15 protein-coding genes are annotated in these 14,742 nt (G+C 63.5%); 5 read left to right on the top strand and 10 right to left on the bottom strand.

Annotated elements, in window-relative coordinates:
- Nucleotides 1-18: 18 nt before the first annotated feature.
- Both ACRSCF_RS12640 and ACRSCF_RS12635 read left to right on the top strand, forming a co-directional pair.
- Nucleotides 19-2,025, top strand: coding sequence for an ATP-dependent nuclease (locus tag ACRSCF_RS12640; protein ID WP_324623167.1), 2,007 nt, complete (start codon nucleotides 19-21; stop codon nucleotides 2,023-2,025).
- A complete protein-coding gene (locus ACRSCF_RS12635; protein ID WP_034365966.1) occupies nucleotides 2,025-3,731 on the top strand; it encodes a UvrD-helicase domain-containing protein in 1,707 nt (568 codons plus the stop codon). Before ACRSCF_RS12640 ends, ACRSCF_RS12635 begins: the two co-directional genes overlap by 1 nt.
- A gap of 99 nt (nucleotides 3,732-3,830) precedes the next feature.
- Here ACRSCF_RS12635 and ACRSCF_RS12630 read toward each other — a convergent pair whose 3' ends face one another.
- Genes ACRSCF_RS12630 through ACRSCF_RS12620 form a run of 3 tightly spaced genes read right to left on the bottom strand, consistent with a single transcriptional unit; the run spans nucleotide 3,831 to nucleotide 5,562 of the window.
- Entirely contained in the window at nucleotides 3,831-4,232 is a 402-nt protein-coding gene (locus ACRSCF_RS12630; RefSeq protein ID WP_034365968.1) for a single-stranded DNA-binding protein, read from the bottom strand.
- The gene (locus ACRSCF_RS12625) at nucleotides 4,229-4,777 is read right to left on the bottom strand and encodes a DUF3158 family protein (protein WP_034365971.1); all 549 of its coding nucleotides are present in this window, start codon (nucleotides 4,775-4,777) and stop codon (nucleotides 4,229-4,231) included. Before ACRSCF_RS12625 ends, ACRSCF_RS12630 begins: the two co-directional genes overlap by 4 nt.
- On the bottom strand, nucleotides 4,774-5,562 hold the full coding sequence (locus ACRSCF_RS12620) for a PFL_4669 family integrating conjugative element protein (protein WP_032963671.1): 789 nt from the start codon (nucleotides 5,560-5,562) through the stop codon (nucleotides 4,774-4,776). Before ACRSCF_RS12620 ends, ACRSCF_RS12625 begins: the two co-directional genes overlap by 4 nt.
- Before the next feature lie 237 nt (nucleotides 5,563-5,799).
- On the opposite strand from ACRSCF_RS12620, the gene ACRSCF_RS12615 reads away from it, so the two are divergent.
- On the top strand, nucleotides 5,800-7,017 hold the full coding sequence (locus ACRSCF_RS12615) for a phospholipase D family protein (protein ID WP_034365974.1): 1,218 nt from the start codon (nucleotides 5,800-5,802) through the stop codon (nucleotides 7,015-7,017).
- Between the two features lie 51 nt (nucleotides 7,018-7,068).
- On the opposite strand, the gene ACRSCF_RS12610 is transcribed toward ACRSCF_RS12615, so the two are convergent.
- The 7 genes from ACRSCF_RS12610 to ACRSCF_RS12580 form a co-directional block, all read right to left on the bottom strand.
- Nucleotides 7,069-8,262 carry an STY4528 family pathogenicity island replication protein gene (locus tag ACRSCF_RS12610; protein ID WP_217980179.1) on the bottom strand — a complete coding sequence of 398 codons (1,194 nt, stop codon included), beginning with the start codon at nucleotides 8,260-8,262 and terminating at the stop codon, nucleotides 7,069-7,071.
- Between the two features lie 3 nt (nucleotides 8,263-8,265).
- The gene (locus ACRSCF_RS12605; RefSeq protein WP_029578160.1) at nucleotides 8,266-8,826 is read right to left on the bottom strand and encodes a DUF2857 domain-containing protein; all 561 of its coding nucleotides are present in this window, start codon (nucleotides 8,824-8,826) and stop codon (nucleotides 8,266-8,268) included.
- A gap of 17 nt (nucleotides 8,827-8,843) precedes the next feature.
- Nucleotides 8,844-10,481: a ParB family protein gene (locus ACRSCF_RS12600; RefSeq protein ID WP_032963678.1), complete on the bottom strand. Its 1,638-nt coding sequence runs from the start codon at nucleotides 10,479-10,481 to the stop codon at nucleotides 8,844-8,846.
- On the bottom strand, nucleotides 10,474-10,722 hold the full coding sequence (locus ACRSCF_RS12595) for a hypothetical protein (protein WP_029578162.1): 249 nt from the start codon (nucleotides 10,720-10,722) through the stop codon (nucleotides 10,474-10,476). Before ACRSCF_RS12595 ends, ACRSCF_RS12600 begins: the two co-directional genes overlap by 8 nt.
- Nucleotides 10,706-11,572 carry a ParA family protein gene (locus ACRSCF_RS12590; protein ID WP_024889635.1) on the bottom strand — a complete coding sequence of 289 codons (867 nt, stop codon included), beginning with the start codon at nucleotides 11,570-11,572 and terminating at the stop codon, nucleotides 10,706-10,708. Before ACRSCF_RS12590 ends, ACRSCF_RS12595 begins: the two co-directional genes overlap by 17 nt.
- A 40-nt stretch (nucleotides 11,573-11,612) precedes the next feature.
- Nucleotides 11,613-11,831, bottom strand: coding sequence for an AlpA family transcriptional regulator (locus tag ACRSCF_RS12585; RefSeq protein ID WP_009461157.1), 219 nt, complete (start codon nucleotides 11,829-11,831; stop codon nucleotides 11,613-11,615).
- Between the two features lie 110 nt (nucleotides 11,832-11,941).
- The gene (locus ACRSCF_RS12580) at nucleotides 11,942-12,703 is read right to left on the bottom strand and encodes a hypothetical protein (RefSeq protein WP_034365977.1); all 762 of its coding nucleotides are present in this window, start codon (nucleotides 12,701-12,703) and stop codon (nucleotides 11,942-11,944) included.
- 515 nt (nucleotides 12,704-13,218) lie between these two features.
- Between ACRSCF_RS12580 and ACRSCF_RS12575 the strand changes: the two genes are divergently transcribed.
- Both ACRSCF_RS12575 and ACRSCF_RS12570 read left to right on the top strand, forming a co-directional pair.
- Nucleotides 13,219-13,875, top strand: coding sequence for a hypothetical protein (locus ACRSCF_RS12575; protein WP_029578164.1), 657 nt, complete (start codon nucleotides 13,219-13,221; stop codon nucleotides 13,873-13,875).
- Nucleotides 13,872-14,576 carry a hypothetical protein gene (locus ACRSCF_RS12570; RefSeq protein WP_029578165.1) on the top strand — a complete coding sequence of 235 codons (705 nt, stop codon included), beginning with the start codon at nucleotides 13,872-13,874 and terminating at the stop codon, nucleotides 14,574-14,576. The genes ACRSCF_RS12575 and ACRSCF_RS12570 overlap by 4 nt, the downstream gene beginning before the upstream one ends.
- Nucleotides 14,577-14,742: the final 166 nt, after the last annotated feature.

The following is a 14,742-nucleotide window of genomic DNA, read 5'->3' as shown; positions in this document are numbered from 1 at the left end:
CGGGATGCCAACAGGGCGATGCGCGCCTGGGCTCAGAAAGCCGAACACGCCAGCAAGTCCTTTCTCCTCCTCAGTCGTGAACTCGTCGCATCCAAGCCAGGACTCCAGGGAAACAAGACCGCTGCAGGTAACTGCGCTATAACCGCGATAGCGAATAATCGATGCGGGGACGGAGGATATATGCGCGTCAGGCGTTTGAAGATTGAAAACTTCCGATGCGTCTCTCAAGGGAGTGTTGATTTTGCTGGGCACACACTTCTGGTCGGAGGCAACAACATTGGGAAGTCAACGGTGTGCGAGGCTCTTGATCTCGTCCTCGGTCCTGAGCGCATATTCCGCAGGCCTGTCGTTGACGAGCATGACTTTCATTGTGGCCGCTATCTGAATGCGGAAGGCGCGCCGGTTGAAATTCGCATTGAGGCGATCCTGGTCGATCTTTCCGAAGAGGCGCAGCGGCGCTTTGGTGGCCATCTCCGCAGGTGGGACGACTTGGCGGGTACGTTCATAGACGAGGAGCAGGATGGTCTTGGAAAGGCCGATGGTCCGGCAGTGATCTGGGCTCTACCACTTCTGTTTGTCGGTCGGTACGACCCGGAAGAGGACGATTTCGTCGGCAACACATTCTTCGACCATCCAACCAAAGAGGTCGATGCTCTCGACGAAGAAACCGAGGTCAAGCTCGGTCAGGGCCGTGTTCCGTTCACGCGTGTGCACAAGCGCCTTTGCGGCTTTGTGTTTTTGCGGACGTTGCGGACCGGTTCACGCGCTCTCAGCCTGCAGCGCGGTTCGTTGCTCGATTCCGTATTGAAGCTGGGCGGCGCCGGTGCCGTCGAGATGTGGCGGGACACTCTGGCCAGACTACAAGCGCTTGACCCGGCAATCGGCGAGATCGAGCAACTGAAGCATATCCGCTCAGAGTTACGATCCCGGATGGGACGCTTCGTCAACTTGGCGCCTGGTGACGATGCGACGGCCTTCTTTGCTTCGGACCTGACGCGCGAGCATCTCCGGGAAGTCGTGCGGCTGTTTATCGCAGCTCAACCTGGTCAGCATCTCGTACCGTTCGGTCGGCTGGGTACTGGTTCAATCAACCTGCTGGTCTTCGCTCTCCTGACCTTCATTGCCGAATTGAAGGACAAGCAATCGGTGATCTTCGCGATGGAGGAGCCGGAAATTGCGCTCCCGCCACACACGCAGCGCCGGGTGACGCGGTTCGTGCTCGCGGAAATGGGGCAATCGATTGTCACTTCGCATTCACCCTACGTGATCGAACAGTTCGATCATGAGCAGATTGTCATCCTGAACCGCAACGAGACCGGCGCTCTGACAGGCCAGCCGATCGATGGCCAGGCGATTAAGTCCAAGACGTTCCGCGTCGAACGGCGTCAATTCGCCGAGGCAATTCTGAGCCGGGCGGTGCTGGTCGTGGAGGGATCGACGGAGGCAGCCCTATTTCCGGTAGCTTCGTCGATCATGGAGGCGTCCCTCAATCCGGAGGACTACACCCACCTCGATCTGGCTGGCGTCAGCATTTTCAATGCCGGCGGGGATGGCTCGGTACCGCGTCATGGTCCGGTGTTTTCGGCGCTCGGAAAGCTCGCCTTCGGTTTCTACGACAAACCCAACGCCCCGCTGAACCAGGATGCGATGGACAAGCTGAAGAGCTATACGCAGGTTTGGGAGTCCCCCGAGAAGGGCATTGAGGAGCTGCTCGTAAAGGAGACGCCCATCGCAGTTGTGAGGCGGTTTCTCAATGAGGTGAAGGATCGACCCGACTATCCCAGTGTCGGCGTCTATGATCCGGCGGCGGGCGATGGTGAGGTAACTGCATTGGCGACGAAGGTTTTGAAGGCGCGCAAGGGCGACGCTTACGGCTATGCCGCCATGATGATCAGCCAGTGCCAGCACGCCGACCAGCTACCGGCGACGATCCGAGAAATCCTTGAAACCATCCACAAGGCGCTGAGCGCCGTTTCCGAAGATGTCGCAGCACCGCCGCCGGACGACTTGGAGGATCTCTTCTAATGAAGCTGGAGCTGTGCGAAAAACGCAAGGCGGTCATCGCACAAGGCGGACACCTTTTGGTCCTCGGCGGGCCCGGCTCCGGCAAGACCACGATCGCCCTGCTGAAGGCCCAGCGCCAGTCTGCGACGCTCAAGCCAGGACAGGGAATCCTCTTTCTCAGCTTCTCGCGCGCTGCCATCCGCCAGGTTCTCCTGCGCTGCAAGGAGATCCTGACGCCAGCCGAACGGCGGGCCGTCACCGTCCAGACCTATCACGCCTTTTGCATGGAGATTCTGGAAGCCCACGGCCGCCTCCTGCACGGCCGGCCGATCCGCTTTCTCTACCCCGGGGAGGAACGTCTTCAGAAATCGGCGTTCGATGGGGATTGGATGGTCGAGCGACGACGTCTGGCATCGGAGCAAGGGCTCTACTGCTTCGATCTCTTCGCAGCGGGCGCGGCAGACCTACTGGGGGGATGCGCGGCGCTGCGCGACCTCATTGCCGATCGGTTTCCGATGATCATCGTCGACGAGTTCCAGGACACCGACGACAACCAGTGGCGGATCGTTCGCGCTCTGGCTGAAGTCACGGACGTGTTCTGCCTTGCCGATCCAGAACAGCGGATCTTTGATTACCGGGATGATATCGATCCGCGCCGGCTGGATATTCTCCGAGAGGATATCCAGGTCACCGAGTTCGATCTGGGCGGGGAAAACCACAGAAGCCCAAACGCGGGAATCCTTCAGTTCGCCGACGCAGTACTGCACAACCACAGTCCGCTGCCGGCCACCCCAGACATCAAACAGGTTTCGTACTGGCAGAACACGTTTGCCGCAACGGTCCATGCAGCGGTGATATGGACCTTCAGCGCGTTGCGGAAGAAGGGGGTCGAGCATCCGAGCGTGGCGGTGCTGTCGAGAAGCAATTCGCTCATCGCCGACCTTTCGGTGATCCTGTCGGAGACGCACACTTACAACAAGCAGACCCTACCCGTCATCGAACATGATGTCGTTTGGGATGCTGAGCTTTCCGCGGCGGCGGCGGTGGTCGTGGCGTCAATCCTAGAATGGCCGACCGGCCCGGCCGAAGAGACCCTTGCGCGGACGCTCCGGGTCATTGCTGGATATTACAAGCTGAAGAACGCGGAGGAGCCGACCAACGCCGCGGCGGAGCACGCACGTAAGTATGACGAGGCGGCAGCCAAGGTGGCGACGGGCGAAGGACCGCGCATCAATGCCGCGAAAGCCCTCGTCGCGGTCTACAAGGCTGGCATCGATCTGGTCGGAGAACCTGTCGCGGACTGGAAAGCGGCGCGCTGGGTGCTTCACGATATTCCAGCGCTGAATGAGCTGTTCCGCGAGGCCCGGCTAGTGCGGCTGTTCAGGGCGACCGACGCTCTGGCCTCCGGACTCGGCGAGCGTTGGCTCGCCTTGAGCAGCTATGCAGGTGCGAGCGAACTAGTCAAACGTATCCTCGAGCAGGAGCGGCTCGTGGCAGCCGAGCGCGACCCCCAAGGCTGCATCCTGATGAATATGCACAAGGCCAAGGGAAAGGAGTTCGATGGGGTCGTTCTCGTGGAAGGCGCTTTCAAGTCGAGCTTCTTCGATGAGAGGAATGAGCAGCCGCCGTTTGAACGTAGCCGCCGGCTGCTGCGGGTCGGCCTGACGCGAGCTAGGACGCTAGTGACGATCGTGCGACCGCAGAATGCCCGGCCGCTGGTCGATTGAGCGGATCGGTGGCCAGTCTGACGAACAAGGCGACCGATGACGCGACCGTCCTCGTCATCAAGCTGAACGGGAACAGCCGTGGGGATCCTGCTTGGCTGGTCAGGATTGCGGCGCACCACTATCAGATGCAGAGGGCTTCGCACCCAACGTCACCGCCTCAATGCGATACGGCAGAATGCCCACGCGCCGCGCTTCGATCTTGAAGGTCACCCGTTCGTTCTCGTCGGCGTCCTCCCATTCGTCGCGCACGGTGCGGCCCTCGACCAGCACCCGCATACCTTTCTGGTACAGCGTCTTCCAGTGCTCGGTGTCGCGGTGCCACAGCTCCACGGGCGCCCAGAAGCCGCCGCGATCTTCGTACTCGCCGTCCTTCTTCGGGATCGGGTTGTCGAAGTAGACGTTCAGGCGAAGCAGCCGGCGCGGCTCGTCGTTGCCGTTCGGAAATTCGCGGTAGTCCGGCGCAGAACCGATGTTGCCCTCGCCGACGAAGTGCGTGCTCATGGTGACTCCTTGGTGGTGGGTGGAACGGACGCGGTATGCCCGTGGACGCGCCGCAGGTAAGCCGCTTCGGCCTGCGCGGCCTTGTTGGCGCATTCCAGGGCTTGGCGAGCGATGCTGTGGGTCAGGCTGATCTGCATGTTCAGCACGATGCGCTGCAGTTCGATCGCGTACAGCTCGTCGATCAGCGAGGCCGGCGTCGCGGGGTTGGCCAGCAGGGCCTCCCACAACGCCACGCCCATGGAGGAACGGTCGAGGTTGCGCCAGCGCAGGAAGGTCGTCCCTGCACCAGTGGCCTGCTGGGCCAGTTGCACGTCGAGCAGGCTGAAGGGGTAGGCGCGCGCCTGGGGCAGCACGCGCCGCTGCGCCAGGCCAATCACGTCGTCGCGCAGCGCTGCGCACTGGTTGGCCCAGGTCTCCAGACTCCCCTTACCCTTAAAAGGCTGTAAAAGGCCTTTTAGGTAGCCTGCGTGTTCCAGCCGCTGGAAGTCCGCCTGTTCCAGCGCCACGAAGCGCGTGGAGTGGCTGATAGGGGGCGATGCTGTCATGCGCCAGCACCCTCATCGCCCGCAGCACCATCGGCTGCGCCACCCGTGGGAGCGTGCGCATCGGGCACGATGGCAGGCGCAGCAGGCGGCGTGCTGGGCTTGGTTGTCCGCCGCGCGATCGGTGGCGCAAAGCGCGAACGGCGCGTGCCTTCGAGCACATCCAGCGGCAGCTCGCCGAATTTCTCCAACGCCGCCCGCGCCGCCGCGTTCTTCGCCGCGAAGTCGTCGCGCGTCGTGCCCGAGTAGCGGTACTGCTGGGCCAGCGAGAACAGGCTGCGCAGCGCGTGCGCACCATCATTGAGCCAGCGCTCCAAGGTGCTGCGGTCGATCAGCGCCGTGTGGTGCGCCAGGATGAGTTTGCGTGCCAGGTCGTCGTAGTCGGCCAGCAGATACACCGCCATGAAGCCGAGCTGGGCGTTCACGAACAGCGGCAGCTTCACCGGCTGCACGTTCATGTTCTCGCCCAGCGACAGCGCCGCTGGCACGTCGGCCAAGGCCTGATCCACCTGTTCGCGCAGGGTCTGCAGACGGGTCTTGGTGTCGGCGAGCTTGTCCTCGATCCGCAACATCCACCAGTCCGAGTACGGGTCGTCCTGCTCGGCGCCGCGCTTCATTTTGTTCATGGCGCCGATGAAGCCGTTGAGACCGATTATGCCTGGGCGCCCCTCGGTCGGCGCGCGGCCGTGCCAGATGCGCGAAGCGTGGTGCGTGTGCAGCGTCAGCGACATCGCGCTGCGCAGCGATCCGAGATTCAGTTGCAGGGGTTCTGTGCGTTCGTTGGCCATGGGAGCGACTCGCGGTGAAGGGGCGAGTCGCCAGCATCGGCATCGGCCGGAAGGCCGTCAGTCAACAAACCGCAGCCCATGCGCGCCCGGTTTGTTCCGCACGGAAGGCTGTGTGTGCCGGCTATCCCCTGGGGATAGGTCTTGAGCCACCAATGCTTGATGTCGGGGCTTGAACCATGACAATGACCGGGGGCGCATCGCACCTGGGGTTGCTGCGCAGAAGAACGAGGGGAAAACATGCAGGATGGGAAAGCCGTTCAGTTGCTGTTGAACGAGGAAGAGCACGGGCACGGCCACGTGGTCGAGAAGCTGCTGAAGCGGGCGGAACGCCTGGAATGCCTGGTGGCCTTCGCGAAGATCTCGGCCCTCGGCGACTTGTTGAAGCCCTTGCGCAAGGCGCTGGAAAGCGGATTGAAGGCCAGGTTTGCGATAGGTCTGGACTTCTACCTGACCGAACCCGAAGCACTCCGACAGCTCTTTGCGCTCGCCGAGAAGCACGCGCTCGTCCTGTACCTCAGCAACGCCAGCGACACCTTCCACCCGAAGATCTACGCCTTCCAGAATGGCAAGCAATGCTCGGTGATCGTCGGCTCGGCCAACCTCACCCACGGAGGCTTCTACGGAAACTACGAGGCATCGGCCCTCATCGACGACGCGAGCGGCGCGCTGATGGCATCTGTCACGCGACACCTCGATGCGCTGGTCGCGGACAGGATTCTCGTGCCAGCGACCAAGCCACGGATTGATGCCTACGAGCGGGAATACATCATCCACGACACTTGCCGGAAGGTGGCCAAGAAGCGTGCGCAGAAGGCGAGCCGAACCGAGGGGCCGGACTTCACGATCCTGGCCGACCTCCTGGAGCTGATGAAAAGCGACGATTCAGCGCATGGATTCACTGCGCAGAAGAACGGCCGCAAAGGGAACCTGCGCCAGGCAAGGCGCAGGCTGGCAGAGCTGGCGGCCCTGAGCAGCAATGTCAGGCGGGACTTTCCGAGTAAGTACGACGCGCTGATCGGCCTGTTCCATTCCGGCGGGCTGCACCGCGGCAAGAGCCGGATCGCCAACCACCCAGGGCAGTTCATGGCCGCAGTGGCGGACATCCTTGACCGGCGCAACCTCTCGCCTGCCGAAGCGTTTACCGTTCTACATCGACATTTCGGCGCCATCACCGGAGCAGGCATCAACCTGCTGACTGAGATTCTGCACGCGCTGGACAACAAGCGGTTCGCCGTGATGAACCAGAACGCGGTGTCGGGACTGGCGCTCGCCGGCATCCGGGACTACCCACTGCATCCAACCAAGCAGAACGTCAGTGCGGAAAGCTACGCAAGGTACTGCGGGCATGCCGATACGGTCAGACGATCGTTGGGCCTGGACGACTTCACGGAGCTGGATGCACTGTTCAACTACGCCTATTGGCGGGAAACGGAAGAAGACGAAGCCGCGACCTGACCGGATCACCCCACGGAAGGCGACCTGTTCCGTCTATCCCCTGGGGATAGCTCAGGGATCGCGCAAGGCTGAACGCAGCCGTGCGAGGTAGGCGCGCGCCACCTCGGGGTCGGCTGGGCGGGAGGCCGAAGGCGACGACGATGACGCGGGCCCCGCAGCTCGCGGCGCGAGCGGCGCTGCTGCGTCGGTGCCCGCCCACGCCTTGAACTCTCCGCGGATCGCCTTCTGGATGATGCCGAACAGGTAGCCGGCCGGGTTGCGCACCGCGCTGTTGTGGCAGCGTGCCGCCCACTCGTCGAGAACGGCCTGCCGCTGCGCTTCGTCCACCTGCTGCAGCGCCACCAGCGCGCCGGCCTGCTGTTCGTCCTTCAAGCGCAGGAAACGCTCCGGCAGCCGCAGGTTCTGCAAGGCCCTCGCGCGCGGTACTGTACGTACTTCATTTATACGATCATTACGTACTGTACGGTCCTCCTTCGGAATCCGAAGAGAGCCGTCCGGCGCGGGTTTCGGCCCTGCTTCGGATTCCGAAGACGGGCGTGCGCCATTCCGAAGCAGGGCTTCCTGGCCTTCTTCGGATTCGTGGTCCGCACCCTCCTGTGGATAACCTAGCGTCGTCCAGCCATGCCGCGCCATGCGCTGCGCGAGCACCTGCAAGCGGGTCGGCAGCGTGCGGCCGCTGAGCAGCGGGTCTTCGGCAATCTCCTTGAGCGTGTTCATGCCCACGATCTGCACCGCCTTGGCGGCATGGGTCAGCGCCTGGCTGACCAGGCCGAGGTAGTCGGCATCGAGCTGCATCGCCTCGAAAGGTGACAGCGGTTCGTCGTGCAGCACGTAGAGATTGCCTTGAATGCGGCCGGTCTTCGGATCGCGCCGCCGCCGCACCAGGCTGAGCCAGCGCGTCAGCCGCAGCAGCGTCAAGGCGCGCGCCACGGTCTCGTGCGAGGCCTGCGCTGCACAGGGCATCGAGGCCAGGTAAGGGCGCAATTGGTCGTAGGTGGGAAAGGCGGTCACGCCGTCTTCGTTGAGCTGCAGGCGGAACACCTGCCAGGCGTTGCGCTCCAGCGGCGTCAGGCGCCGGTCGAGGAACAGCCTGCGCGGCACGCTCTCATGGCGGTTGCCGCTGTAGAGGAAACCGTCGGCGGCCGGCGCCGTTCCCTGCGCTGGCTGCAGGTGCTGCAGGGCCTCGTCGAAGAGCGCGGACAGCGCAACGGGGCCTTCGCGCCGTGGTGCGCCGCCCGTGGTCATGGCCTACACCAGCCCCTGGTCGATCCAGTTCCGTATCGCCGCCCACACCACCGACATCGGCAGGCTCAACGCCTCGGCCAGGTCCATGGTCAGCGCCAGCATCGCCATGTCGTCGGACAGGGCGATATGGCGCTCGGTGACGCCGGCCTTCCAGCGCTCCCACAAGGTCACGTCCTGTGCCTCGTCGAGCACCGGATGCCGGCCCTTGCGCTTGGGCAGCCCAAGGATGTCGCGGCGCAGCGCCACTTCCTGATGCGTGAGGCCGTAGAACTTGCTGACCATCTCCGTGCTCGCTCCCAGGCGCAGCATGCGGTCCACCGTGGCGATCTCCCGCTCCACGTCGTGCATCTGGCTCAGCAGCCGCTTCAACACATCCCGGTTCACCGACACCGAACACCACGATACCGTGGCATTCACCAGCATGCTCACGAGTTCGGGGTGCTTCAGCGCATCCAGCTCTTCCTCGCCGAAGCCCATGGCCTTGCAGCGGCGCAACTGGCCGTTGCGCAAGTCATGCAGGGCCTGAGCGATCACGGCTTGGTTGAGTGGGTGCGGTGCCGACATGCGGAAGCCTCCTGCGCTCAGGAATCCTGGCTCGCTACGCCGGCTTCCAGATCCAGCAGCCGGCGCGCCAGGCGCAGCAGACGGAACAGCTTCACCAGCGCAGCATCGCTCAGGCGTGTAGCCGAGCCGCCATGGCCATGCAGCAGCGCAGCCAGCTCGTCGGCCAGCCGCGCGCGGTCCACTCCGTTCGCGGAGGGCGGCGCCGCACTCAGCACATGCAGCAGGGTCAGCACCGCCCGCGCGAACGCCGGCAGCGCCTTCGCCTGGCCCACAACCGGCGCCGCGCAGACGAAGCCGATGCCGCCGACGCTGGCCTCGATGTGGTCGGCGACCGCCGCTTCCTCGCCGATTTCGCGCGCGAACTGCGCGATGTGCACACGCAGGCGATCCGGCACGTCCAAGCTCGGCTCGATGTACCAGACGTCCGAGATGGGATAGAGCCCGCCCGCCTGCACGGGGATCGCACGCAGCGCATCGGCCTCGAAGTCGGGCAGCTTGTCGCCGAGCTGGTCGGCGACCATCCGCTGGATGGACTGCAGGCGCTCGGTGGTCGGTGCCGGTGTCACGATGTGCCCTTGCAGGCGCTCGTCGCGTTGTCCGTGCTGGTCCTGCGGCGCTTCGGGCGATGCAGGCGGTGGCGCTGCTGACGCCGCAGGCGAGACCGGCGTGGTGTCGCGCGGACCGGACGACACGGGTGGCTGCTGAGGCGCGGAGACCGGTGCGGAAGGAGCAGCAGGCACGACAGGCGCCGGTTCGCTGGTCAGCGCACGCTGGCGGCTTTCGCTGTCGTCGATCTCCAGCGCCAGCGTGTCGTAGTCCGCCTCCAGCAGCTCGGCCATCTGGCCCACCAGTTCGTCCTGCACCCGCTGTGGCGAGAAGTCGTCCGGTTGTGTGTCGAACTGCGTCAGCACGTCCTGAAACAAGGTGGCGAAGTCCACGGCCACGGTGCGGCCCAGCGCACGCCGCTCCCAGGTGCGCTCGCACGCCTTGCGCAGCACCGCGAGCCGGTCCACCTGATGCCGGCCCAGTCCGCCGTACAACAGCGTCGGGATCGCCGGCAGCAGGTAGCGCACCGCATCGTTCATGCGGCTGATGTGCGACTGCGGCACCGGATAACCGTCGGCAGTCAGCCGCCGCGCGAGTTCGCTCTGCGACAGTGCCTGGCCGCTTTCCTGCTCGTAGAACTCGCGCGCCTTCTCGATGCCCAACGCCCGCTCGATGAAGGTCAGCCCGCCACGCAGCTCGTTCTCGGCCAGATGCCCGGTCAGCGCCACGATTTCGCCGCGCGCCGGCCACGGGCGGAACAGGCACGCGATGCGGAAGAAGCGTTCTTCCTTGGTTTCGCTCCACAATTCGCGCAGGATCGCCAGCCGCGTATTGCCACCGTTCCTGATGATGTAGTGCGCCTCGCCCGGCCGGCGCGTGATCGCGGGCGGTGCGTCCAGCCCGCGCTCGCGGATCGAGGTCTTGATTTCCTCGTAGGCCGGGTTGCGCGTCACGCGTGGGTCATGTTCATAGGGGCGCAGCTCGTCCAGCGTCACCACCATCGGTGTGTCGGCGATGGGGTCGGTCAACGCCGCGGCCGAAGGACCGTTGCGTTCGAAGCCCTTGGCCAGCAGCTTGGTGGCCATGTCCTGCGGCGTCGGATCAGCCATCGCTGCTCTCCCGAGATGCCGTCAGTGCCTGTCGATCGGCGCGGCGAAGCTGCGCGCGTGCGTTGCGGCTGGCGCGGTGATCGCTCGCAGTCGAGCTGGTATAGATCGCGGCGCAGCCGGGCTTGGTGAACATCAGGTGCCCGCCGCGCGTGCGTTTCACGTGCCAACCTTCGCCCAGCGCGAACTCGATCAGCGCGCGTAGCCGCGCATGGCCGCGGGCCAGTTCATGCCCGATCGCCATGACTGGCTCCTCCTGCGCGGCCTCTGCCGGTAACGCATGCAAAGCGCTCCCGCCATGCCGGGAACAGCTCGCCAGCCAGCGCACGCATCGTCTCCAACGCCGCAGGCGCAGTACGGCCCACTGGTTGCCGGTATTCGACGCGATGCACTGGCAGCCCCCGTGTTGCGGCACGTGGGTAGGCTTCAATGGCCGGGACGTCGGTGCTCAGGACCTGTATGCCAGCGTGCGCCTGGAACACTTGTCGCAGGGCCTGCTGGATCAGTCGGGCGTTCGACGAAACCGGATGCACACGGTTGATGAGCAAGCGCAGCGGTGGCGGCTCGATGCCGAGGTGCCGATACGGAGCGATGTCCTCGATCAGTTGCAGCGTGCCGCGCCTCAGCTCACGCGCCGCCAGGATTTCCGGCGTCACCGGTGACAGCGCCAGACTGGAGGCCAGTACCGCCATTTCCAGCAGCACACTGCGCGCTCCCTGGGTATCGATCAGCAGCAGGTCGTAGTGCGACGCCAGCGCGGGGAGCAGGTGACGCAGGCGTAGCCGACCGTCGGGTGCGTGCAGCAGCAGTGTGTTCAGTTCGCCGCGATGGTCGTTCGACACCACCAGGTCGAGACCCGCCACAGCGGTCTGCGAAGCCAATTGCTCGATACGCTGCTCATTGAAGGCCAGCATCTCATAGATGCCTGCAGGCGCATGCGTGCCGAGCGTGAAGTAGCTCGACAAGGTGGGCTGTACGTCCAGGTCCAGCAGCAGCACGCGCAGTCCCGCATCGGCGATGAAGCCGCCCAGGTTCGCTGCGGTGGTCGTCTTGCCGACGCCACCCTTGGTCGAAATGATGGATACCACCTGCATGGTGCGACTCCTCGTGGAAGGGATTCCGGGGGGCGCGGGCTCACGCCCGCTCCCTGAGTCGATCGGTGATCCACTGATCGATCTCCACCGAATCCCATCCGATGGCGCGTACCCCGAGGCGCAGGGGCTTAGGAAACTTGCCCTCCTTGATCAGGTTGTAGATGTGGGCGCGTTTGAAGCCGGTCTTGGCCTCGACTTCCGCGCGGCGCAGGATGCGGTGTTCGTTCGGCGTCGCGGTGGCGATGGTCTGGGCAGTCACGAGGGACACTCCTTGGTGCTGTGTAGCGGCGGTGATGGAAGTGCCCCGTATTCAATAGCGCGGTTCCCGCGCGGTCACCGCAAGTGCAGACACGCCGTCTGCACTTGCAGTCAGCGGTCCTGGGTAGCGAGATGACGCTTGGCTGCCGAAAACTTCGCCCACAGCGTTCGCTCGCTGATTCCGGATTTGTCGCCGTAATGGGCAACCAGCGCATTGATGACCGATTCCAGCGTCTCGAAAGACGAATAGGGAACGCCATTGGGTGACTTGCCCAACAGCAGGGTCAGAAGACCGCCAACGATGTTCAGGTAGGTGGATTCACTGCGGGCGCCCGGCATCCCGGATCGCTTCTCGCGCTCCGTGCGCGCCTGGTGCTCCTGGCTGAGCGTCTGGAACTGCTCATAGAGCGCGTCCCAGGCCTGCACCTTGTCGGCAAGCTGGAGCTTCAACGCCTCGCGATCCATGACCAGTGCCTGCACGGCATCGACACTGACGGCCGGATGCAGGTGACGCTCGAAGACATCGAACAGGAATGCCGGTCGCTGGTCGGGATAGAAACGGATCATCCAAGCCTTCAGATCGACGTGGCGGATCGTGAGGCCAGGATCATCGAGCAAGGCGGGATCGTTGATCGTGAGGCCATCCTTGCCGTAGGGAAGGTCGAGATGCACCAGTGCGTCGTAGATCCGTTCCGCGTTCAGGCGAAGCTGTGGCCAGCGCGCCAGCGCAGCGTGCTCCGGCAGCCGGTTCATCCCTTCGGCAATATCAAGGATACGGCGCTCGAAGCGTGACAGTCCCGCCCACTGGATGGCCGCCTCGATCGGACGATAGAAGACCTTGGCTTGGGCACCGGAAGAAGATGACTTTCTCATGGGCTACTCCCTGGTGAACGGGTTCAGGACATCGGCTTTTCTCGTGGTCTGGTCGACGCCATCCACACCTTCGCGGCGCGGAGCGGTGGCGACTTGGCTTGTGGAAAGGTTGTAGTGACGGCGAATGGCTGCAATGCTCACCCCAGCAACCAGTCGATGTGGCACCTTGTCCACCAACACCGAGCCTCTGCGTGGCGGTATGCTTCAAGATGTTTCTCGCCCGAGGCGGGGAGGCTTGGTGGTGAGGTTTTGCTACAGATGCCATCGCGGCGAAAGACGCATTCGGTCTACGTGCTTTCAAGTCTGGGCATCACCCGCATGTCAGACGCCGAGGGTCTTTCAGCAGACGCGGTTCGGGTGGCACCAGGCGCGGCGACGCCGTCTCGACGGGCAACGATGAGGCTTCGAGCCAGACGGCACGGGTCTTCGTTCAGATCAAGAAAGAATGACAGGCGAATGCCATCGATTTACCGACAAGTTTCAGAACATCAACAGTTCTATTGCGGGCAACCGAAATGACAGAAAAGCCGATCACGGTCTTCCAGCATCTTCACCTCAGGGGCAAGACAGCAACCGCAATGCGCAGTGGCATCCTCGCGCAGGTGGGTGGCTCTTGGCGTCACGACGCTGAGCGGGAAGAAGACCTCAAGCAACACATGGGCGACGACGATGTGATCGTGCTTGTACGATCTGCATTCGACGACGTCGATGAATCGGCTCTGGTGCTGTGGCAAGAGCCTGATGGCTACAAGGTTTCCAATATTGTGCCGCGAAACGTCGGTGAGCTTGGTATTGACAAGTACAACGCGATTCTTCGCGACTTCGTCGCCCAAGTCGCGGAACCGGCGTCCCGGGCCGGCGGTTTCGGCGTCGAACTGACCTCTCCCAACCAGACTCTTGATGATTGGCTGGATGCCGAACCGGCAGCAGCCCTGCGGCGCTTTTCGCGGCTCGCCAATAAGTCCACAGGTGCGGCCCATCCCATGGACAAGGAGCGCTGGTACGCGTTCCTGATTGCCGCGCACCGTGCATCGAAACGACTGGATAGTGACCAATTGGCACGGTGGCTTGTCGAGGTGGAGGCCTGGTCCGCAGGGCGGGCGCAGGACTTGGCCATCGACTATGAATTCGCACTCGGACTGCTTGAACAGTATGACCAGTCGCATACATGAGCCTGAATACTTCAGTCATTGACGACTTGGTTGCTTTAAACGCGCCAGTGTTGTGCGTGGATACATGCACCGTCCTTGACGTCATCCGTGACATCACGCGCGAAACAGCGGTAGCACACGATGCCAGCGCCGGGCTTGCCTTGCTTGCGGCAGCCGAGGCCGGCTCCGATCTGATTGTTCTGATGGCAGAACAGGTGACCATCGAGCTTGCTGCTCATGTCGCTGGCGTCGAGGTAGAGGCTCGAAACGCTTTGGCAAGGTTCCGGGCACAAGCTCAACGTATCCATGAAGTGGCCTTGGCCTACGGTGCCCAGGGAATGTTGCCGCTGGACCACCTTGAGGGACACGTCGCGCGGGCCAGGACAGTGCTGAACAGGTGGCGGGACGTTGCCAGCGTGGTGCCGCACAACGATGGGGTCGCCAGCCGTGCGTTCAAGCGAGTCAACGAACCTCGTGCTCCCGCCCGACTGGGTAAAGAATCAATGAAGGATTGCGTGATCGTCGAAGCCTATATCGAGGCGGCTGGCCAGCTTCGCTCCGCAGGGCTGGTGGCGCCGATCGTGTTCGCCTCGTCGAATACGAAGGAGTATTTCGCGCCGAACACCCGACGTCTTCAAGATGAAATCGCTGCCGATCTAGAGGACGTTGGTGTGGAGTACGCCCCAAACTTCGGCGCAGCGAAGCACAGTCTCGGCCTATAGGCGCATCTGGACATGAGCCTGGTGGCTGTGCATGGACGTTGCTGGGCGATGGCAGACGATCCCGGGTTGCCGGGCAGGTGGGGCTGGTACATAATCTGGTCTAATTCCGTGGCGCTCACGGAAGAAACCCGTTATCAATCAACGGGTTGAGTGCGGCGTGATGTTC

The organism is Delftia sp. 11MD (assembly GCF_050907895.1).
GTDB lineage: Bacteria > Pseudomonadota > Gammaproteobacteria > Burkholderiales > Burkholderiaceae_C > Comamonas > Comamonas tsuruhatensis.
This window is presented reverse-complemented; position numbering and strand designations above follow the sequence as displayed.

Coding starts and splice junctions, on each gene's coding strand:
- ACRSCF_RS12640 (WP_324623167.1), top strand. CDS start 19: ATGCGCGCCTGGGCTCAGAAAGCCGAACACGCCAGCAAGTCCTTTCTC.
- ACRSCF_RS12635 (WP_034365966.1), top strand. CDS start 2,025: ATGAAGCTGGAGCTGTGCGAAAAACGCAAGGCGGTCATCGCACAAGGC.
- ACRSCF_RS12630 (WP_034365968.1), bottom strand. CDS start 4,232: ATGAGCACGCACTTCGTCGGCGAGGGCAACATCGGTTCTGCGCCGGAC.
- ACRSCF_RS12625 (WP_034365971.1), bottom strand. CDS start 4,777: ATGACAGCATCGCCCCCTATCAGCCACTCCACGCGCTTCGTGGCGCTG.
- ACRSCF_RS12620 (WP_032963671.1), bottom strand. CDS start 5,562: ATGGCCAACGAACGCACAGAACCCCTGCAACTGAATCTCGGATCGCTG.
- ACRSCF_RS12615 (WP_034365974.1), top strand. CDS start 5,800: ATGCAGGATGGGAAAGCCGTTCAGTTGCTGTTGAACGAGGAAGAGCAC.
- ACRSCF_RS12610 (WP_217980179.1), bottom strand. CDS start 8,262: ATGACCACGGGCGGCGCACCACGGCGCGAAGGCCCCGTTGCGCTGTCC.
- ACRSCF_RS12605 (WP_029578160.1), bottom strand. CDS start 8,826: ATGTCGGCACCGCACCCACTCAACCAAGCCGTGATCGCTCAGGCCCTG.
- ACRSCF_RS12600 (WP_032963678.1), bottom strand. CDS start 10,481: ATGGCTGATCCGACGCCGCAGGACATGGCCACCAAGCTGCTGGCCAAG.
- ACRSCF_RS12595 (WP_029578162.1), bottom strand. CDS start 10,722: ATGGCGATCGGGCATGAACTGGCCCGCGGCCATGCGCGGCTACGCGCG.
- ACRSCF_RS12590 (WP_024889635.1), bottom strand. CDS start 11,572: ATGCAGGTGGTATCCATCATTTCGACCAAGGGTGGCGTCGGCAAGACG.
- ACRSCF_RS12580 (WP_034365977.1), bottom strand. CDS start 12,703: ATGAGAAAGTCATCTTCTTCCGGTGCCCAAGCCAAGGTCTTCTATCGT.
- ACRSCF_RS12575 (WP_029578164.1), top strand. CDS start 13,219: ATGACAGAAAAGCCGATCACGGTCTTCCAGCATCTTCACCTCAGGGGC.
- ACRSCF_RS12570 (WP_029578165.1), top strand. CDS start 13,872: ATGAGCCTGAATACTTCAGTCATTGACGACTTGGTTGCTTTAAACGCG.